Consider the following 20,055-nt stretch of genomic DNA (forward strand, 5'->3'; position numbering starts at 1 on the left):
TAAGTTCGTAGTTTAAGAAACATTATAGTGCAGGATTATCATGTATTCCTTTATAATGATAGATATTCCAAAACATGGCTTTGTAAAATGACCTCAACAAATCAAATCGAATGGCAAGGAGATACTTTAAAGTATTCTTGGGAACAGTAATTAAAGTCAGATAGATTAAATTGAAAAGTAAAATCCACCCTTTTGAATTTCTTCGTGCATAAACAATTCTATTTCTGGAGATATAGTAAATCTTTAAAGGACTATCTTTTCCTGTAGATATCGATTCCTTATGAAACACCAATGATTTTGGCTGATAGTAAACTTTATATCCTGCTTTTTTTACCCTGGCACACCAATCATGTTCTTCATAATAAAGAAAAAACACCTCTGTCATCATGCCAACTTCCTCAATCACTTTTCTAGGTACCATCATTGCAGCTCCATGAATGCTGTAGGTAAATCCCGGATCATCAAACTGTCCATTATCAACCTTTCTAAAACCAATTAAATGTTGGCGCATTGTAAATGGATTCATAGGAGTATAACCGGCATATTGAATGGTATCTGGCGTATGATGAAATCGAATTTTAGGGCTCATCATCCCAATATTTTCATCATTCTGAAATTTTTCAATCATGGGTTCTAAAAAGTCTGGCTCCACCTCGGTATCATTATTAATAAACAACAAATACTCTCCTGTTGATTTTCTAACTCCTAAATTATTACCTCCCGCAAAACCAAGGTTTTTTTCTGATTTAATAAAAATGATCTCTGGATAATTGTTCACAATGGGTGCAGGATCTTCTGTAGGCGAAGCATTATCCACAACAATTACTTCGTAATTTGGATAAGTCACCTTCTTTAGGCTTTGTAAAAACTCACAGGTAACTTGTGCCTGATTATAATTTACGGTGATAATCGAAACTTTTGGATATTCTTTCATAACTGCTGAATTTCAGGTGATTTCTCTACTTCCTTATCAAATTTTTCAGCCATATATAAAAAGGCCATTGACGCATACACAATTGGTCCTGTTGGCAATTGCCCCAGTACTGCATTTCCATACGAGGCTACCATAATTCCCCAAATTCCTGCAACCAAAGCACTCATCTGAGCCTTGACCCAAGGGTCTTTTAGCCTAAAGAAAATGACATATGAGCTTTTCAACACAATAAACAGGAGAATAAACAGGTGCAAAAACAAACCTACAATTCCTTGTTCCACCCATATCATAACGTACCAGCTATCAGTCGGAACTTGAGCAGCCAATGAACCCGGAGCATATCTTTTTGCTGCTCCGGTTGTGGAACCAAGCCCTGTACCAATAGGACGAGAAGCCATGTAATTTTTTAATTTACGTTGATTTTCCAAACGCACCTGCAATGATTTATCTTCCGGATTAAAAGCCGTTCGCATGCGGTTTATGGTATAATTTCCATTCCCAATTGTTGTATACTTAAAAAACACCAAAACCGAAATTCCCAGGATAGCACCTGCGATCATCACTTTTACATTTTTTCGCAAAACAGTATAAAGGCCGAATCCCATAATTGGTACTGCAATCGCTCCTCTGGTTCCGGAAATCATCATTCCAAACAAAGCCAAACCTCCTGCTATAGCATACAACAACCTGGTTTTCTTAGATTTTTTTTCATTTAATGCCAAAATTGAGAAGATCACTCCAGCATGTCCTTGCGATCCTCCAAACTGACCAGCATCTGTAAAAAAGGAGAATACCCGCAGCTTGCCAAATAAAAGATGGGTATCACTTCCCGGTCCATTTAACCAAGCCTGTTCCCAGGGATCAAGACCAACGTGCTTTTGCACTATTCCTTTAATGGAGGCAAAAATGGCCAATACCGCCCAAATCTTAAAAAATCGATCCAAGTCTTTAATTTTATCAAACAGGATAAAAACCAATGGAATAATTAAAAACATATAAAGACCTATTCCACGCATGGATTGAAACCAAAGTGGACGAGCTGTTGCCATTGGATTAAACAACTGAAAAACAATCCAGCCAAACCAAATAATGGCTAAAGCAAACAATGGGTTCTTTGCTTTTTCCCAATGAACATCCTTGAAAAAGGATTGAAAAAAGAGCACAAGTAAAGCAAGAAACAAATGAAAATCAATTACCATTCCATAAGGAATTCCTTTTACGTAACGAGCAAATCCAAGAATGAAATAATTGAGAATAAACATCCCAATAAGTGCTATTTTGGGGTTTAAGCAGATGAAATAGATATAAGTTAAAACCAGTGGCATTGCAATAATACCCATTCCGTTTACAATACCTCCGCTTGCCAGATATCCCATTCCTAACAATGAAATTATCATCAGGAAAAAAGGAATCGGCTTAGCCAATAAACCAGCCCCTTTTTCCTCCATAAATGGGTGATATTTCATTAATTTACTCATAGAATATTATCTCATTAAGAATTCAAAGAAGATCTTAAATAGTCAATCGATCTTTTCTTTTCTGCATCGAGTACTTTATTAACTCTATCAAAATCTATTTTTTCCTGTAGTTTCAGTTCTATTGAATCATCAATCTCCGTAATCAATCGATCCTCCAAACCAAAAATCTTAAGCAATGTAGTAAAGCGCGACATTCCTCTTTTCTTGTTCCCCAAGGCAAAGAATGGTTTGTTGAAAATGATACAAAATACAGTACCATGAAACGAATCTGTGATCACAAATTCAGCATCCATAAAACCTTTTATCCAATGTGTTACTTTTGGACAAATACATTGATCCAGTTTCTTTCTACCAACATTTCTAAAGAAATTCTTTGGCATGGTAGAAAAAGCCTCAAGTCCCAATTGTTTTTCAACCATTTCAACCATTTTTAGAACCCTTGGATTTCTATCGAGGATGTAGGTAAGAAGCTTTTTATTATGTACTGGTAACTTATCGTTTTCAACCAATTGTATATATTCCTCTTTTTCAACCAGCATGGTTGGATCCAGAAATTGATCAGCTTTGATATTAAAGTACTTTTCGCACAAATCAATACCAGATAATTCACGAACCCCAACAGCATCAAATTGTTCAATTAATTTTTTACAGGCTGCTGTTTCTTTATTTGAATATTCCCAGGAATCAACTCCAAATGAAGCAGCATAAGAGATTTTCTTGGAACCTTCATTTTTGGGTAAAAATCCTAAATAATGATTTGCTATGTCCGGGGAATACTTTGGTCTCCACACCTGATCACTTCCAACTACCCATGCATCAAACTTCTGTTCTTGCAAAGTCTTAAAATCCTTCTCTGAATTTAAACAATTGGTTAGTTCAATGTGCTCATCAATAAATTTACGGGTATGTTGCGCAATAAGGATTGCCTCCTTCTTGGTTGGCCAGGTTCTCACAACAACCTTCTTCCCAAAACAATATCTCTGTACAAACCTTTTTCCAAATGATAGGGTTTTAAACATCCAGGATTCTCCTTTCGAGGTTCTATTTACCGTAAGCACCTTGTGCCCCATTTTCTTCAAGACAGATTGCAATGCGTAGGCTTGCAAAATACCTCCATAATTGGAATTAAATGGTAATGTTACGATTCCTATCTTCATATTATTATTGATTAATTATATTCTTTATTTTTATCAGTCTAAACCAATTTAGCAGGCATTTTACCTTTCAGTTTTGCCAACACCTTTTGTACCGGACTATAAATCAAATTCTTTTCGTATTCATTCATCGACATTTTCCAAAAAACAGGTAGATAAACAGCTACAAAACACACTATTCCAAGCGCAAGTTTTAGTAATGAATCTAACTCGATCCATCTTAACGTTATAAAGACAAGCAAACTAAGCACAAAGGGAGCAAGAGCCATTCTACCAATCTCTTTCCAAAAACGTGGAATATCGATTTTTTCCTTTTTATAGTAATAGATGTTCATGCCAATCCATTGACCTAATATCATACCTATAGCAATGGCAACGGCACTACCAATTCCCTGAAACTTATCAACAAGAATCAATTGCAACACCACACTAAAAGAAGCTAATCCCAAATAAAAAAGTGATCGAAATTTTACTTTGTTGCGTGCCAACAGAATGGTAATTCCAATATTTTGGATTAAAGGAACAGTTAATGGAACAATTAATAGCAAAGCAATAATATAGGTTTGAGCATAATCGGCACCGGCCCAAATAATCACAAACTGCTGACCAAATAGAATAAACCCACACAGAATTAAGGACAATATTATAAATTGAATACGACCAGTACGAATGAACAAATCGGATATTTCCTTTTCGGATGATTGCTTGGTAGCCATAGCTGTTACCTTAGGCAAGAATACTCCAGGAATAGCAGTTGAGAAATTACGATACATTTGCTGTAATTGAATGGCTACGGCGAAAACTGCAACTGCTGCCGTACCTACTTTGGCCCCCAAAATCAATTGCCCTGAGCTCCAATACAAGCGATCTACAATTACACCCAGGAAAATAAAAAATGAATACCCGGCAATTTCTTTAAACAAATCTTTTTGAAAGCCTTTAAAGCGCACCTTAATTTTAATTCCATATCTACAGTAGCAGAAATTGGAAACCTGTATAATCACATTTAAGACTGTCATCAAAGCAACCATACCAATTGCTCTATAGCCCATCATCAATAACAATATCATTATTGATGTATTAAAAACAATGTATCCTATTCGTAAAAGTCGTTGAAAAACAAATTTTTCGTATGCAGTAATAATTGAATTAAAAATGGTTAACGGAAAAGTAATTCCCAAATTAAAGGTCATCAGCAAAATCATTACCTCAACCTTGTATAACTCTTCCGAACTTAAGCTATCTCCGTAAAAAAAATCGATGTTAAAATACAATGCAATGCCTAATGCAACAACCAGTAAACCAATTGCTGAATAAACCAAAACAAACATTCCATACATGGAATTTAACTCCTTAAGTTTTCCTTCAGCTCTGAATTTGGCAGTATACCTTACAATGGTATTTCCCAAACCAAAATCCAACACAGTTAAATAAGCCATTATTGAAGCCACAATTGCATACAAACCATACTCACTCTGCCCCATCATGCGTAACATGTATGGAGTGTAGAACAATGCAACCAGGTTACTCAAACCAAGTATTCCATAGGAAAGTAGTGCTCCTGCTTTTAACTGATTTATTTGCATAGCCTAATTATTTTAATTTTTTAGAATAAATCTGAAAAGAGATTACTTTCTTTATGAACCTTCTAATAACAGTTCTTTTTCCTGGAATTTCACCTATCATTTTCTCCATCTCATCCAAGTCCGCTCCATTCAGAATTACTCCTTGTTTTAAGTGTTCTGTTTGCTTTTCTAGTTTTGCCAATGCATTTTTATCAGCATTACTCCAACTGCGATTAGCTCTAAGGGTAAGCAATGCAAGGTCTGCGTCCGAGAATAATTTTACTGGATAGTTATTTAAATTTATTGATGGAATTTCAACCAATACAAAATCGTATGCAGACAATTCCACATTTTTATTTTCTACAAGATTATTTACCGAAGTACATTTTAAAGTTTCACCATCGGCATCAAAAACAAGCTGCTCTAAGTTAGAATCTTCGTTATTTTCCTTATGATTTATCAACAAACACTTGAACCCTTTCGTTTTCATGTGTTCCAATAAAAAATTACCTAAACAGGTCTTCCCTTCACCATCTTGAGTACTATAAATAATTGCTTTTATTGGCCCCTTAGTTTCAATACCGTTTACCAGATTAAAAATTCCCTGGAAAAGTTTGTTTACTGACAATCGCTTTAATTCTGCATAATCACGTCTACGGGCTTTCTTAAGCATATTAGGAAAAGTAGAAATTACACTAAGCTTGGTTAACTTCTGTGCATTGGCAACATTGCGAATATTAGGATTTAAAAAGTCAAGCGCTATTATCACAAAAGCAGGAATGAAAAATCCAATCATCATACCTATCAACAATAGTATTTTTCGTTTGCTCGGTTCCGATTTTAATGGAAAGTTTGGTTCTTCAGAAACCTTTAAGTTGGTGTTCAACTCCAAATTCTGTTGTTTCAATTTTGCAACATTCAAACTATGCAAAATGGAAAGGTACTCTTTCTCAGCAATATCAATTTTTCGTTCCAGTCTTTTCATTGTTGCTCCTTTGGGAGCATATTCCTTCACCAATCTTTCAAATTCCTTGTTTTTTTCATCGCCCACCAACATTTTTGCACGAGTCGATTCATAAGCCACCACATTAACCAACCATTGATTCAGAACTGATGTGGAATTAATTCCATCAACTGAATGATCTATAAAGTATGCCTGATTGATTGAATTTCTTAATTTTTCCTGAAGCTCAAACGACTTTGCTCTCATTACAGCAATTTCATCCTGATAGTGGGTATCCGATATGGTATCAAACTCAGCCTGATAATCCTTTACAGAAATTTCGATATTCAGCTCAGCTATTTGATTACGAAGCTTGATGATTTCAGTATTATTCAACTCTTTCTTTTGTTGTACCGTTAATTTGTCTTCCAGCACTTTCAAAACAGCCTCTGAAGCCTTCAACTCCATTTTTAACTCATTATAATAGGCTGCAAATCGCTCTTTCTGAATGGTAATGTGCTCAGATTGTTCGTAGTAGTTGATAATATTATTCTGCTTATTAAATTTTAGCAGTTGATCTTCAGCATTATCCAACTTCAACTGCGCATCATCCAATTGGTTTTGGAAATATTTTAATATTGCATCCGATTGAACAAGTTTGATTGAAGAATATTTTTCGACAAATACTTCATTAAAAATCTGTAATGTTTGTTTACAAATTCCAGGATCATTGGATTTGTAACTTATCTCAATCATGTCACTTGAGTAGAGGCGTCTTACCTTTAGTTTCGAAAGAATTTTCTCAAAACTATACACTGGATGATTCAAATAAGATAATTCGTAAATAAAATTCTCAAAATCTTTATTCTTATAATTCAAAAAATTCTTGTAGGTTTCTTCATAATTTCCTTCAACCACCAATTGAGACACTTCGTCAGGAACAATTCGTTTAATTTTCTTATACGATTCTCTGGATATAATTTCCTTTGTTGGTTTATCAAGAAGCATGTGATGTACAAACAAGCGAAGACCAACTTCTTCTGCAGTTCCCCTTGAATTGATGACATTTATAAGGTTATCGAAAGCTGTTATTGTAGATTGCCTGTCTACTTTTGAGCTTTCCAACGAGGTTAAATTTGCACCTGTTGCTATTCCTGTATATATTTTGGTACGAGATGTATAAACCTTAGGCTCATCCTTTGTTAAATGAAATATCAAAGCAAATAACATTACCGGACCTAAAATTAGAATCAAGTAATGTTTTAACAGCAGTCGTATGAAGTATATAATGTTCAAAATATCTAATTTAAATTCAATTTAATACCAATGGTTTCTTGCAACAGGTGAATGGCTACAGTAAATTCTATTCTTATTTCCTCGCATTCCAAACGTAGATTTAACAACTGACTTTTCTGTTTTGAATAATCAGCCAATGGAATTTTTCCATTTTTATAATTGATTTCAGCATCTGCCATCTGCATCTTCATTGTTTCCAACTCTGATGTTTTAATAATCAATTTGGCATGCGCTCTCAGCAAATTCCCATATTGTGTAACTACCAATTTTCTAAGTTCAGAGACTACTTTATCTTTCTGATACTGCAGCTTCATCTTCTCACTTATGGCAACCTCACGATCAACATTATCAAAAATTGAGCTGAAAGGTATTTTTAAAGATAATCCAACACTGTACCTCTGTTGTTTTGCATTGGTAGTTCCTGTAGATTCATCTCCCAATGATTCATTAATTATGAGATTATCAAACATCCCATATTTAGCAGAACCTGTAACACTAAAGTAAGACAGCCAATCTTTCTTTTCTGATTTTATTTTCAAATCCTGAATTAAAATATCAGCATCTATCATTTTGAGTAATGGAGAATGTATTACTGCTGAATCAAGCAATTGACCTAATGGAATAATCTTAGTTTTTAAATTATGCAAGTTCAATTCTTTATCAATTACCTCAGAAACCTGAGCATTACTAATAATCGATAAACTCATAATCAAAAGGGAAAATGATATTCTTGTAATATATCCTCTCATTAAGATAAATTTTAGACATTCTCTTTCTGAAATACTGCAGGAATGGTTCTTAGAATGATCCACATATCCTTCCAGAAAGAATATTTACTGTTAGCAATTTCAACATATTTATTATCCAAACCTTTTCTCTCTTCAGGTGACATCTTTGAAGTCTTACCACGAGCTTCAACCTGCCACAAACCTGTAATTCCTGCAGGACCGTTAAATCGATCCGTCCATTCGTCAGTTGTTAACATTTCTGCTTCGTACAAAGGCAAAGGTCGGTTACCTACAATCGACATGTCACCACGAATCACATTGATTAACTGTGGCAATTCATCAATACTTAATTTTCTAATGATATGCCCCACTTTGGTAATTCTAGGGTCATTTTCGAATTTCACAAAAGCTTTGTCTTGTTTTTGTTTTTGCCGCTGGATGTGAGTATTCTCTTCTACCTCCTCTTCATCACCAAACAAAATGGTTGATCCCTGAGCAGCACTGTTTTCTTCTATAACTTCTGCCAGTTCAGGTTCAGTCTCCTCAGATTGATACTGATTTAAATGCTCCAACTCCTTTAATCGCTTATCTGCATCAGGATACATCGAACGTAGCTTTAGGAAATTAAATATTCGATAACCAGTACCTACTCTTTTAGATATGTAATAAACCTTTCCTTTAGATTCTAAACGAATAGCAGCAACAAACACAAGCAACAATGGCGAAAGTGCTATTAATGCCAAGCTTGCAAAAACAATATCAAAACACCTTTTAAAGAATGGTGTTGTGTAAACTTTTACATCTTTATTCTCTTGAATCTTATTAAACTTCATGTGCACCTGTAGCACCTTGAGAAAATTCACACGATTTAAAATTGTTTCTGCATCAACCGGTTTCGCATAAACATCGCTTATTTTTTGCTTGATTGCACGCTTTATGATCTCAGGCTGTTTCTCTGCTACAAGCAACAAGTAAGGTATGGATCTTTGTTCATCATACTTCTCAACAAACACCGTATGAAAATCCAAACCATTTCTACCTGGCAATTCAAATTCACTGATCACGCCATCTACTGTTTTGTTTTTTTCAATCCACTCGGATGCTTGCAATGGATTCGCATGATGTATTAGCTTAACCTTTCCATTCAATTCCTTAAAACTGGACAAAACATACTCGTCGGAACCAATGTACATCAGTTTCATTTGTCGATTTGCTGCATTCATGGTAATGTTATTTAATCAAGCGTTCAATTCTTATCATTAACTCTTCAGGATTAAAAGGCTTCATGATGTAATCTTCTGCCCCCAGCTTTAAACACTCAACACGAACATTGCTACTCTCCTGACTACTAAGAACAATAATTGGGATGTCATTAAAATACCCACTCTCTTTAATACGCTTGATTAATTCGATACCATCCATATTGGGCATCTGAAGATCGGTTAAAATAATATCAGGAATATTACCAGACTGCAACCATGATATAGCCTGTAACCCATCATTTTTAGTGGTTACCTCGAATGAATTTTGTAAGAAGCGAACCATTAGTTGGCTCATCGAAGGTTTGTCGTCTACAACTAGTATTTTTTTCATAAATAAACTTAATGCGCTCATGTCACAGAGCAATAATCGATTCAAATAGTATAGTCTTTGGGCATTCACACTAAAAGTGTAAACTATCAGTACCGATTTACGCACACAGTCTAATTTTGTTTCTTTTTCAGCCAATAGAATGCGAGTTCCCTATGAAACAATAGAATATTAAGAATGAGTATAAACAAAAAAAAACATTATAGATTTGAGTTAAAAATCAATCATTCAAGAGCTAATAATCGACAAATACCATTCATTGAATCCATTTTTTCATTAGTTAATAAAACAACAATATTTTACCTTAATAATCACCTAAACCATAAAACAGGCATAAATAAAAACATAATCACTTACACTCCAAACCTACAAGCCCAGACAAAAACTATACAATAAATTTATTGACATGATCAATAAAATACCGTAAATTGTATATCCCTTAACTTGTTATCGAATTTTAAAGCGTATGAAATATGAATAATGATTTAACACACACCAACGAAAGGTTTAGCGTTTTAAGTAATTCAAGTGATTTTTTAAATATCATTTTGAATAATATCAGTTCATGTGTTATGCTTTTAGACAATGAACTTAGACTTAGAGCTTTTAACGATCCATTAACTACTATTTTTTCCAACAAGAAAAATCAGGAGCTTCTTTATCGCAAATGTGGCGAGGTATTAGGTTGTACATATCAAATAGAAGAAGATAGCCCTTGCGGTTCCACCTCTAAATGCAATAATTGTGAAATAAGAATATCAGCTTTGCTATCGTATGTTGAAAACAAACCCATACACAACGAAAATCTTATTAAATCTTTTGTAGACTTTGAAGGAAACAAAGAAGACAAACATCTTCAGTTCTCTACTCGTTTATTCAAATATCGAGATGAAAATTATATTGTTGCCATAATCGATGATATTACAGAATTAAAAAATCTGCAGATCGCAAAGCAAGAGTTGTTACATTAATTCAAATAATCGTTTGTAACGAATACGATGAGGGTGTCTAAAATTAGGTACCCCATTTTATTGCAGCACAATTTCTATCAAAGCAACAGTTCTTCATCCAAATTCTAATTTAACAAAAGTTTGAATATTAGCATAAGCTTTGTAAATTTGATCTGTCACCAATAAACTACTTAAATTTTACTCTTTTCGCCCATAAACCCAATTGAAAACCTATTAAGCATCCCATGATAAAAAAACTGTTCCTAAACGACAAAATAATTCTCAGCCTAATTCTTTTTAATGCTATCCTTCTATTTATAAGCGGTTTTACCCTTTCTGAGTTTCATACATTTTTTATCCATACCCTGGACAATATCATTACAGGATTGTTTTTGTTTGAATTGGGTACAAAACTTAACGAATATGGATTAAGAGGTTATTTTTCTTCCAATTGGAACAAATTGGATTTTGTATTGGTGGTTCTCTCAATACCCGCATTTGTTACCTTTATTTTTCATGCACATGATTCCGACATTAGCTTCCTGCTTGTATTTCGATTAATGAGGGTTTTTAAATCATTCCGATTTTTAAAGTTTATTCCAGGAGTTGAACAGTTATTCAAAGACATCAAGCGAGCCTTAAAGGCCTCTGTTATTGTACTAATAGGATTTGCCATTTACATTTTCATTATTGGCGTGTTTTCCTTTTACCTATTTGAATCAAGCGCTCCACAATACTTTAAGAACCCACTGATTTCCCTTTACTCTATATTTAAGATTTTTACTGTAGAAGGATGGTTTGAAATACCCGAAGAAATAACCCAAGGCTACTCTCCTACGGCAGCCTTTTTCACTTATTTCTACTTTATTTTTATTCTTCTTACAGGAGGTATATTTGGTCTGTCTTTGGTAAACTCGATTTTTGTAGATGCCATGGTGAGCGATAATAACGACGAGCTAGAGATGAAAATTGACAATTTGGAAAAAAAGATAGATGTATTGCTAAAGCATAATGAATCTCACAATGGCATTCCAAAACCAAAGGAAATCATAGGTCGTGAAAATTAATTTCTTAGAGAATCCATAGAAATAACATCAACCTGTGATGGATAACAGATTCTTAAAGCTATAGACAACAACTATTAAACCCTTTTAAATTTTTCGTTTACTGATTAGCAGGAATCAAGGATTATACAAATCAGGATTAAAGAAATCCAGGATCGATTTGATCATCTCGATTTTAACATTGGCTTTTTGGTGTTCGGAATCCAAGTCGGTAGTGTGTAGGTATGCACTTAAGGCTTCAGGTAGGTTCCCCATTTGATGGTACAATTCACCAATTTGAAACTGAGCCTCAATATTCTTAGCGTCAAACTCCAATACAGATTTGTATTTTTCTATTGCTGCTTCAATCTTTTCTGCTTTAGCCAAATCTGCAGCTTCCACCATTAATTTTTCCACTTCCTTACTCATGTTGTAATCCTTTACCTAATGGATAAAATCTCTTATTTAATTTTGAGCAAATGTAAGCATTAGCCTTTACCAATCAAAGCATGTAGCAAGAAGTATGTGTAGTTTATTAAACATCACAGTATGTTCTTCAATCTCTAAAATGCATTGAATTGATATTAGCATCTACTGAATCATATTTTAAGGCTACCGAAACCTTCTCAACATCTATTGAATAATGATCAAAGGCCATTGAATGGATCTCACAGTGCGTTTAATCCCCCTCAACACCTATTGAATCAGACACACACTCTACTGAAACGCCCTCAATGCCTATTGAATTAAAATCACAGTCCACTGAAAGGAAATCAGCTCCTTATAAATGAAATTCTCATAGCAATGAACCAATCACAAGCCCTATTGAACCAAACTCAGTGCTTACTTAAGCATCCACTGTGTGCATTGAACGATTCTTTCAGTCTACCGAAAAGGCCAACGCCTTCACTGAATCATCCTCGCAGTGTTCTGAATAAAACTTACCATCTGTTGATTTAGTCTCGATGCATTCCGACCCAAACTCTCATTGAATTCATAAGATCTCCATTTCCATAAATTGTACTATCGAGTCTATTTTGTAAGTTTGTACATTGAAATAAATCAAGCAAAATAATAATGGCAAAACAACATTGGAAACCGGGAACCATGGTTTATCCCATACCAGCTGTAATGGTTAGTTGCGGATCGAAACCTGAAGATTACAATATCATAACAATTGCCTGGACAGGAACCATTTGCAGCGATCCTGCAATGTGTTACATTTCGGTGCGTAAGAACAGACACTCTTACGATATCATTAAAGAATCGGGAGAATTTGTAATCAATTTAACAACCAAAAACCTGGCCTATGCTACCGATTGGTGTGGAGTTAAATCGGGAAAGGATTTCAATAAGTTTGAAGAAATGAATCTTACTCCTGCTCCATCGAAAGAAATATCAGCACCTATTATTGAAGAATCGCCATTGAGCATTGAGTGTAAAGTGAAAAACATTGTAGAATTGGGTTCACACGATATGTTTATTGCCGAGGTAGTAAATGTGCAGGCCGATGAAAAATACATAAACGAGAAAACCGGAAAGTTCTTGCTTAGCAAAGCTCGTCCTATTGCCTACTCGCATGGTTATTACTTCGAGCTGGGTAAACTGATTGGACAATTCGGACACTCGGTAATGAAAAAGAAAACCAGAGAAATAAAAGGCAAAAAGGGAAAGGCCAGAAAGGCCTAAGGGGAAAGTATAAAATACAGATTTTTATTTTATCTATATCTTGTAAAGACAACATTAATGCTGTCTCTACAACAATTACAAGTTGTAAAATCCGAGGCTATGCCATGGATCTATGTTTTAATTATTCTTTTAATCTCCCCCGGAGTATTATGCTAGTCCAACAGCATAATGATCTATAAACATGATATACAAAAAATACCGGCCTTTCGAGCCGGTATTTTCAGTTTATATCGTTTCGAATTATCTGATTCTATCCATTGAGCGAATCATTGCTTCATCTTTTCCAATGCTTCTTAATGCCAAGTAACTTAGGATTAAAGCTACCAATGGAAATGCATTGATAATACTATAATTGGCAATTGCATTCAATTCACCTGCCTGACTGTTGATGCTGTAATAAATTAATCCCATTGCACCCAACATACAAACCATATTAAAAATGGTTAGGCGAATTTGAATCATTCGCTTTTTAAACAAGAAAATGGTAATTAAACTAACCAGTGCAATAACCGATAGTAAAATTGCTACTGGATATGCAATAAATATTGCAGGAGCACCTTCTGCAATTGCAGGAATTCCCCTGTACAAAAACTCATAAGTTTGACCTGCAGTATCAATAAGTTCAGCCAATGGGAAAAAGAACATGATCCCAATTAAAATAAAGCTTCCCAACAAGTATAAAGATTGTATTCTTTGTATCATAGTTATTAATTTTTGTACAAATTTAATTTTAAATTAAAAAGCAGCAAACTTTCATTTGCTGCTTTTAACCATCATTACTTTAAACCTGTGTTTGTTTTAAAATATTTTCACAGAAAGTTCAGATTTATTCAAGATTTGTATTGAAAATTATGAAATAATACAGGTTGTATTATGAAGAATTTTTAATGCAAAAATTGTGTAAAGATAACTTTTCTTTAGATTTCACTATTTTTTACATAAATCGCTCCATATTTTCTTGAATTATCCCGATAGTACTTCAAAAATCTGTAACAATTTCTGCAAAAAAATAGTTGAAACTGTGTACATATTTTAAACCAAACTCAGGTTTTTACTAACTAATCACACTTAAAAATTGCTTTTGAAAGAGTTCCCCTAAAACTCTTCAAAACTAAACTCTTAAGCTTTCACGGTAAGTTAAGGCCCGTAAAATTTAAGTAGGTTTACCATTAACCTTTTCTCTTTAACGACATGTAGTCGATATAATATATTACTTTCAGCGACAAACTATTAAACTGAGTCGCATCAAATGTCTCTTTTAAATTATTCACAAAGCGATGTGCTACCTGATCGCCACTATCAAAAATTGAATTTTTCCAAACCACTGCCAATTCACTACCCGGAGCAAACCTCCACGAGTAAACCATATCAATATTAAAACTATTGAAGTTGATATCGTGATTTTCGTTATAATTGGATTCGGCAAGTCTACCATTATCCTTAAGTGTATAAAAGTTCTCATACTCAGCCTTGGCCCAATAATGTCTTGCTCTGAAACTTAAGGAACTTTTTTTATTGAAAATAAAATTGGCATTTAACCTGTTTTCCAAATAGGAAGTATTTCTTTCACCAATATATACGGTAGTTAAGTCATTGTTTTCCTCACTACTTGCATACCCCTGTTCATTTAGCTGTCTGTTCCACTCCAGCTTATAATTCATGGTAAATCTATCGCTAAAGCGATATCTTGGTTCAATTTCCAGCGAAAAGGTTTTTAAATTGTCGGTGGAAAGTCGTTTGCCAAAATCCCCCCTAATATCAATAGCAAATGCCTTTCTATAATCCGACGACACCCATGCGCCAATAAATGCAGAAGAGCCTTTTCTAAGCTTCATTCCTTCCACTCTTGGTTCATTATAATCATATTGATGAAGAGGTCTGAAATTACCATAAACCCCTATTGCAGTATGATCCTTAAACTTTAGACGAGTATTGTAAAATATGGTAAAACGAGCAAATCGTTTAGGTTCATACCTGGTTTCGTGATGAAAACGAATATTTGCAGATCGTGTCAACAAGTTCCCCTTAGGCTCATGATTGGCATAGAAAAAATTCAGGTTATTATTGATTTGGTTGTTGCGAAACAAGAAGCCCATATCATTGGGATTATAATCATCAGATATCATTCGATGATAAAAGTTCCAATTAAATTTTCCACTAATTTTTCCAAACGACACTTCATGATAATGACCATTCTGATCGGAATCATCATCAATCATTCTTTTGGAAATAATTCCCTTTGCCTTCAACCTATGGGATCTTTTTGCATTTTTGAACACAAACTCGGTTCCGGCTACATTAGCCATATAATTTATTTCGGGTACATACCTATTGGTATTAAATAAACTCACGTAAGACTCATTCTTTAAGCTTTTATCTACAACCAGCATATTATAATTGGAAAATGGTTGAGTTTTAAACTTTCTGCTATTCCCGCTTATGGTATCCGTAATTGTCGCATAAGTATTTTTTGTCATTGCATTCAAAACACCAATTCCCAAACCTTTTGCATTTCTACCTGAAACTTTTGTTGCATTAATGATCTTGGATTCAATCGGGTTTTCACTTACAGTCTCATGATCTCTCACATCATCCCAGGCTGCTGATTTATTCATGGGTCTGCCACCAATTCTACGAGAGTAAAAAATATCTCCGCGATTAAAAAGTTCCTTGGCTTCAGTAAAAAACTGTCTTTTTTCGTCAAATTTGGTTTCATAAGGAGAAAGGTTCAAAACCTCATCATCCGATTGCACCTGGCCAAAATCAGGAATCAGCATCATATCCAGTGTATAACTTTCGTTGATTCCATATTTCAAATCCATCCCTCCACGATAGTTATTCTCCCATTTAGAATTGTCGGAAGATTTATCCAAATACGTTGAAAAATAAGGTGTAAATGACAAACGAACCGGAGGATTCACATCCTTAATTCCTTTTAAAACACCACTTTGATTGATCCATCCATCTTCTTCCTTATCTACAAAATTCCAGGTTACCTTCTCCCGTACCTTTTGTACATTTCTTATAATATTCACACCCCAAAGCTGTACTTCTTTTTTAGGAAAACGCAATGCAGAATAGGGAATTTCCAGCTCGGCACTCCATCCAACACCATTTATTTCGGTGGCACTATTCCAAACCCCATCCCAACTTGAATCTTCACGATTATTCACCACTTTGGCATCCCATTGCACACCAGCAGGGGTTACTGCAAATTCGAATGCATCCAAACCGTTGTTGAACGGATCTATCAGCAGCAATAAGAAATCAGTGTTCTTCATCTCATCTCTTTTGCTTAGCTCACTATAAATGTTTTTGGAATCCGAATCATACATCATCACTCCTACAATAAGGGCATCATCAGTATAAACAAACTTTACTTCGGTTTTATAATTAGATGGACTTCCATTATTAGGCTCATTCTGAATAAAATCAGTAGCTACAGGCACACCTTTCCAAATTGCATCATCGAGATTTCCATCGATAACGGGTTTCTTCGCAACACGAACGGCTCGAATTTCCTTCTTTTCAAGATTTACACTGTATCCAGGCAATGCCATAATTAATAATAGAACTATAAACAGGGATAATTTATACATGGTTGATTTTAGGTAATAATGGTTTTATTGGTATTCTAATTTGGCTGTCTGCCCTCTTTTAAACACACAGCATGCCAATAAGACTTATCTACTGACTACCAGAACAATTACCCAAAACATCAATTACTGTAACTGAACGAATTCGGTACTGCCTTGTTCGATAATGAACACAAAAAAGCCGCTTGATATATCAAGCGGCTTAGCGTTATTCAATTATAACTATTAATTATTTCCTAAAATCAACGGCATTCCATCTTTTCCACTTCCAATAACAATAACCTTCGAATTTGGAGATTCCGACAACTTAATGGTTGCTTCAATTCCTCTCATTTTCAAAAGTGATGGAGTTAAACTGCTATTGATAATTTTATTTGCTCTAGCTTCCCCTTCAGCAGCAATTCTCTTTCTTTCCGCCTCACTCTTTTCTTTTTCCAATTTAAACTGGTAAGCCAAAGCTTCCTGCTCTTGCTGCAGCTTGCTCTCAATCGCTACCTTAATTTTTTCTGGTAAATTGATCGAACGAATCAAAAGAGCTCTCATTTGAATGTTGTTATTCTTCAACACCTGAGAGGTTTCTGTAATAATAGCTTCTTCAACTTCTTTTCTTTTGGTTGAATAAATCTCCTCGGCTGTATATCTACCTGCAACCTGTCGAACCGAAGAACGAACCTCAGGAATTACCAGCTGGCTAATGTAATCTTTACCAAAGATCTCGTGCAAATACCCAATTTTATTATAAACTGGATTAAAACGAACCGAAACATCAATGTTTACAGACAAACCATTTTTATCCAAAACATCCATTGTTTCTTCACTTTTTTGTTCTCTTACATCGTAAACATGCATTTCATTCCATGGAGCAATAACCTGGAATCCTGGCATGTAAACATTATCCTTATCCAATCCACCAGAGAATTTTCTAAATATTACACCTCTCTCACCAGGTTGTAAAGTTAAAAACATACTTGATCCTGATAAAATTAGGATAACAGCAAAAAATGCCAATACAATTAAAAAATAGGGTTGCTTCTTCATGATCTTTGTATTTATAATTTTTATTTATGATTCTATTTTCATTTAAATATAGCACAATAATATAATAAAAATCGATTTTAAGCACCTGTTCATGCTAATTACAACAAAGAAATCGAAAGATTACATTTTGTTAGTTTGTAGATTAAAAAATTTTCTATAGTTTCGGCTCCTTGCTATCAAATTTTTTGAATATGGAAAAAATTAAATCATCAGAACTAATTATTAATCCTGACGGAAGTGTATTTCATTTACACCTTCGTCCTGAACATTTAGCCGATACGGTTATTTTAGTTGGAGACCCAGGAAGAGTAGAATTGGTTGCCAGTTTCTTTGACGAAGTGGAATGCACAATTTCTAATCGTGAATTTGTTACTACAACCGGGACTTATAAGGGAAAAAGATTCTCTGCACTATCGACTGGTATTGGAACCGATAACATCGATATCGTAGTAAATGAGTTAGATGCTTTGGTTAATATTGACTTAGAAACCAGAACACCTAAAGCAGAACACAAAAGTCTTAATTTGATAAGAATTGGAACATCAGGAGCTCTTCAAGGTAACATACCAGTAGATTCATTCTTGTTATCCAATAAATCAATTGGATTCGACGGCATGCTAAATTTTTATGCTGATCGTGACGAGGTTTCGGATCTTGATTTTGAAAAATCTTTTAAAGAGTTTGTCAATTGGGATGCTAAATTGGCTTCTCCATATGTGGTTCCTGCATCAGAAAAATTAATCGACCAACTTGACGGGGACGATATGATTCAAGGTGTTACCATCTCCGCAAACGGATTTTATGGACCACAAGGTAGAGTTTTACGCTTACAAACTCTAGATCCTGATCTAAATGATAAGATTGAAAAGTTCGATTTTAAAGGTGAAAAAATCACCAATTATGAAATGGAAAGTTCGGCTATTTTTGGATTGTCGAAAATGCTAGGACACAATGCTGCTGCGGTTTGTGCCATTATTGCCAATCGCATCACCAAGAATGCCAGCAAAGATTACAAACCAACCGTAAAACGCTTAATTAATACTGTTCTTGACAGACTGAGCTAAGTTGGTTTTGACCTAATTTTCAAATAAATAACCCGTAAGATTGTTTTTACTTACGGGTTTTCTTATATTTAATCGGGCCAAAACCTTAAGTTATGAACGAGAATAAACTCACCGCTCTATTATCTTTACTGGATGATCCAACTCCGGAAATCTATAAAAGAATCGAAAATGAGTTGATTAACTTGCCAGTTTCTACTATTCCTCAACTCGAAGATTATTGGTTAGATTCCAAAAGCACATTACTTCAGGAAAGACTTGAACAAGTCATCAATAAAATTCAATTTACTCATGTAAAAAACGAGTTAATCTCCTGGGGCAAAACTGATTCACAGGATTTGATTGAAGGTGCTATTCTGGTCAACAAAAGCTACAATCCAAACTTAATTACCGATCCAATTAGGAAGGAAATCGAAAAAATTAAAAAGGATGTGTGGCTAGAATTGAATGATCAACTCACTGCACTGGAGAAAATCAAAATTCTCAATCATTTTTTCTACAATATTTACAATTATCAGGCATTGTCGCCAAATCAACCAACAAATTGGGATGGCGATATTGGTACGGTATTGTCACAAAAACAAGGCAATTACATTATTATATCCATAATTTATGCAGGTATCGCACAGGAGTTAGGAATACCAGTTTATGGAATAAACCTAACTGATAGCGTACTTCTATGCTATATCGATAAAAACGCCTCTAATAAAGACGAGATTCTTTTCTACATCAACCCAATTGACAGAGGTAAAGTTTTTGGTAGATCAGAATTGCAATTTGTAATCGAATCTAAAAAAATTGTAAATCGTCCCAAGTATTATAAAGCGACCAATAACTCAAGTCTGATAAAACGGCTGGTAAAACACAATATCAGTGTGTACAAAAAACTCAAATTAACCAGTCACGTACCAAATTTTAAAGAATTGTATAAGTCTATATAAATAAAAAACCCGCTCCAAATTGAAGCGGGTTTCTTTTTCTATATAGTTG

General features: G+C 34.5%; 17 protein-coding genes. 5 read left to right on the plus strand and 12 right to left on the minus strand.

Going from position 1 to position 20,055, the window contains the following annotated elements; translation table 11 throughout:
* Positions 1 to 22: 22 nt before the first annotated feature.
* From NQ163_RS10105 to NQ163_RS10145, 8 genes are read right to left on the minus strand one after another with little or no spacing between them, the layout of a single operon-like run.
* A complete protein-coding gene (locus NQ163_RS10105) occupies positions 23 to 934 on the minus strand; it encodes a glycosyltransferase family 2 protein (RefSeq protein ID WP_268190221.1) in 912 nt (303 codons plus the stop codon).
* Positions 931 to 2,412, minus strand: a complete 1,482-nt coding sequence (locus NQ163_RS10110) for an O-antigen ligase family protein (RefSeq protein WP_268190222.1) — start codon at positions 2,410 to 2,412, stop codon at positions 931 to 933. Before NQ163_RS10110 ends, NQ163_RS10105 begins: the two co-directional genes overlap by 4 nt.
* Before the next feature lie 14 nt (positions 2,413 to 2,426).
* Complete coding sequence (locus tag NQ163_RS10115; protein ID WP_268190223.1) at positions 2,427 to 3,569, minus strand: polysaccharide pyruvyl transferase family protein; 1,143 nt, start codon at positions 3,567 to 3,569, stop codon at positions 2,427 to 2,429.
* Between the two features lie 38 nt (positions 3,570 to 3,607).
* Complete coding sequence (locus NQ163_RS10120; RefSeq protein ID WP_268190224.1) at positions 3,608 to 5,152, minus strand: lipopolysaccharide biosynthesis protein; 1,545 nt, start codon at positions 5,150 to 5,152, stop codon at positions 3,608 to 3,610.
* A 7-nt stretch (positions 5,153 to 5,159) separates the two neighbouring features.
* Positions 5,160 to 7,370 carry a GumC family protein gene (locus NQ163_RS10125; RefSeq protein WP_268190225.1) on the minus strand — a complete coding sequence of 737 codons (2,211 nt, stop codon included), beginning with the start codon at positions 7,368 to 7,370 and terminating at the stop codon, positions 5,160 to 5,162.
* 5 nt (positions 7,371 to 7,375) lie between these two features.
* The gene (locus tag NQ163_RS10130) at positions 7,376 to 8,119 is read right to left on the minus strand and encodes a TolC family protein (RefSeq protein ID WP_268190226.1); all 744 of its coding nucleotides are present in this window, start codon (positions 8,117 to 8,119) and stop codon (positions 7,376 to 7,378) included.
* An 11-nt stretch (positions 8,120 to 8,130) separates the two neighbouring features.
* Complete coding sequence (locus tag NQ163_RS10135; RefSeq protein WP_326493323.1) at positions 8,131 to 9,321, minus strand: sugar transferase; 1,191 nt, start codon at positions 9,319 to 9,321, stop codon at positions 8,131 to 8,133.
* A 7-nt stretch (positions 9,322 to 9,328) separates the two neighbouring features.
* On the minus strand, positions 9,329 to 9,691 hold the full coding sequence (locus tag NQ163_RS10145) for a response regulator (protein ID WP_268190227.1): 363 nt from the start codon (positions 9,689 to 9,691) through the stop codon (positions 9,329 to 9,331).
* A 470-nt stretch (positions 9,692 to 10,161) separates the two neighbouring features.
* Here NQ163_RS10145 and NQ163_RS10150 point away from each other — a divergent pair, with 470 nt between their 5' ends.
* Positions 10,162 to 10,659 carry a hypothetical protein gene (locus tag NQ163_RS10150; RefSeq protein ID WP_268190228.1) on the plus strand — a complete coding sequence of 166 codons (498 nt, stop codon included), beginning with the start codon at positions 10,162 to 10,164 and terminating at the stop codon, positions 10,657 to 10,659.
* A gap of 224 nt (positions 10,660 to 10,883) precedes the next feature.
* A complete protein-coding gene (locus NQ163_RS10155) occupies positions 10,884 to 11,705 on the plus strand; it encodes an ion transporter (protein WP_268190229.1) in 822 nt (273 codons plus the stop codon).
* Between the two features lie 114 nt (positions 11,706 to 11,819).
* On the opposite strand, the gene NQ163_RS10160 is transcribed toward NQ163_RS10155, so the two are convergent.
* On the minus strand, positions 11,820 to 12,110 hold the full coding sequence (locus NQ163_RS10160) for a tetratricopeptide repeat protein (protein ID WP_268190230.1): 291 nt from the start codon (positions 12,108 to 12,110) through the stop codon (positions 11,820 to 11,822).
* Positions 12,111 to 12,758: 648 nt separating this feature from the next.
* Between NQ163_RS10160 and NQ163_RS10165 the strand changes: the two genes are divergently transcribed.
* Positions 12,759 to 13,370: a flavin reductase family protein gene (locus tag NQ163_RS10165; protein ID WP_268190231.1), complete on the plus strand. Its 612-nt coding sequence runs from the start codon at positions 12,759 to 12,761 to the stop codon at positions 13,368 to 13,370.
* Between the two features lie 240 nt (positions 13,371 to 13,610).
* Here NQ163_RS10165 and NQ163_RS10170 read toward each other — a convergent pair whose 3' ends face one another.
* The 3 genes from NQ163_RS10170 to NQ163_RS10180 all read right to left on the minus strand — a co-directional run bounded on the left by NQ163_RS10170 (position 13,611) and on the right by NQ163_RS10180 (position 18,004).
* On the minus strand, positions 13,611 to 14,072 hold the full coding sequence (locus NQ163_RS10170; RefSeq protein WP_120240016.1) for a DUF4293 domain-containing protein: 462 nt from the start codon (positions 14,070 to 14,072) through the stop codon (positions 13,611 to 13,613).
* A 467-nt stretch (positions 14,073 to 14,539) separates the two neighbouring features.
* Positions 14,540 to 16,969: a DUF5916 domain-containing protein gene (locus NQ163_RS10175; protein ID WP_268190232.1), complete on the minus strand. Its 2,430-nt coding sequence runs from the start codon at positions 16,967 to 16,969 to the stop codon at positions 14,540 to 14,542.
* Between the two features lie 222 nt (positions 16,970 to 17,191).
* The gene (locus NQ163_RS10180) at positions 17,192 to 18,004 is read right to left on the minus strand and encodes a prohibitin family protein (protein ID WP_268190233.1); all 813 of its coding nucleotides are present in this window, start codon (positions 18,002 to 18,004) and stop codon (positions 17,192 to 17,194) included.
* Positions 18,005 to 18,195: 191 nt separating this feature from the next.
* Between NQ163_RS10180 and NQ163_RS10185 the strand changes: the two genes are divergently transcribed.
* The gene (locus NQ163_RS10185) at positions 18,196 to 19,068 is read left to right on the plus strand and encodes a nucleoside phosphorylase (protein ID WP_268190234.1); all 873 of its coding nucleotides are present in this window, start codon (positions 18,196 to 18,198) and stop codon (positions 19,066 to 19,068) included.
* A 92-nt stretch (positions 19,069 to 19,160) separates the two neighbouring features.
* Positions 19,161 to 20,006 (plus strand): transglutaminase family protein, encoded by an 846-nt coding sequence (locus tag NQ163_RS10190; protein ID WP_268190235.1) that lies wholly within the window; start codon positions 19,161 to 19,163, stop codon positions 20,004 to 20,006.
* Positions 20,007 to 20,055: the final 49 nt, after the last annotated feature.

Origin of the sequence: Marinifilum sp. D737 (assembly GCF_026672275.1) — a bacterium.
Taxonomy (GTDB): Bacteria; Bacteroidota; Bacteroidia; order Bacteroidales; family Marinifilaceae; genus Marinifilum.

Coding starts and splice junctions, on each gene's coding strand:
- NQ163_RS10105 (WP_268190221.1), bottom strand. CDS start 934: ATGAAAGAATATCCAAAAGTTTCGATTATCACCGTAAATTATAATCAG.
- NQ163_RS10110 (WP_268190222.1), bottom strand. CDS start 2,412: ATGAGTAAATTAATGAAATATCACCCATTTATGGAGGAAAAAGGGGCT.
- NQ163_RS10115 (WP_268190223.1), bottom strand. CDS start 3,569: ATGAAGATAGGAATCGTAACATTACCATTTAATTCCAATTATGGAGGT.
- NQ163_RS10120 (WP_268190224.1), bottom strand. CDS start 5,152: ATGCAAATAAATCAGTTAAAAGCAGGAGCACTACTTTCCTATGGAATA.
- NQ163_RS10130 (WP_268190226.1), bottom strand. CDS start 8,119: ATGAGAGGATATATTACAAGAATATCATTTTCCCTTTTGATTATGAGT.
- NQ163_RS10135 (WP_326493323.1), bottom strand. CDS start 9,321: ATGAATGCAGCAAATCGACAAATGAAACTGATGTACATTGGTTCCGAC.
- NQ163_RS10145 (WP_268190227.1), bottom strand. CDS start 9,691: ATGAAAAAAATACTAGTTGTAGACGACAAACCTTCGATGAGCCAACTA.
- NQ163_RS10150 (WP_268190228.1), top strand. CDS start 10,162: ATGAATAATGATTTAACACACACCAACGAAAGGTTTAGCGTTTTAAGT.
- NQ163_RS10155 (WP_268190229.1), top strand. CDS start 10,884: ATGATAAAAAAACTGTTCCTAAACGACAAAATAATTCTCAGCCTAATT.
- NQ163_RS10160 (WP_268190230.1), bottom strand. CDS start 12,110: ATGAGTAAGGAAGTGGAAAAATTAATGGTGGAAGCTGCAGATTTGGCT.
- NQ163_RS10165 (WP_268190231.1), top strand. CDS start 12,759: ATGGCAAAACAACATTGGAAACCGGGAACCATGGTTTATCCCATACCA.
- NQ163_RS10170 (WP_120240016.1), bottom strand. CDS start 14,072: ATGATACAAAGAATACAATCTTTATACTTGTTGGGAAGCTTTATTTTA.
- NQ163_RS10175 (WP_268190232.1), bottom strand. CDS start 16,969: ATGTATAAATTATCCCTGTTTATAGTTCTATTATTAATTATGGCATTG.
- NQ163_RS10180 (WP_268190233.1), bottom strand. CDS start 18,004: ATGAAGAAGCAACCCTATTTTTTAATTGTATTGGCATTTTTTGCTGTT.
- NQ163_RS10185 (WP_268190234.1), top strand. CDS start 18,196: ATGGAAAAAATTAAATCATCAGAACTAATTATTAATCCTGACGGAAGT.
- NQ163_RS10190 (WP_268190235.1), top strand. CDS start 19,161: ATGAACGAGAATAAACTCACCGCTCTATTATCTTTACTGGATGATCCA.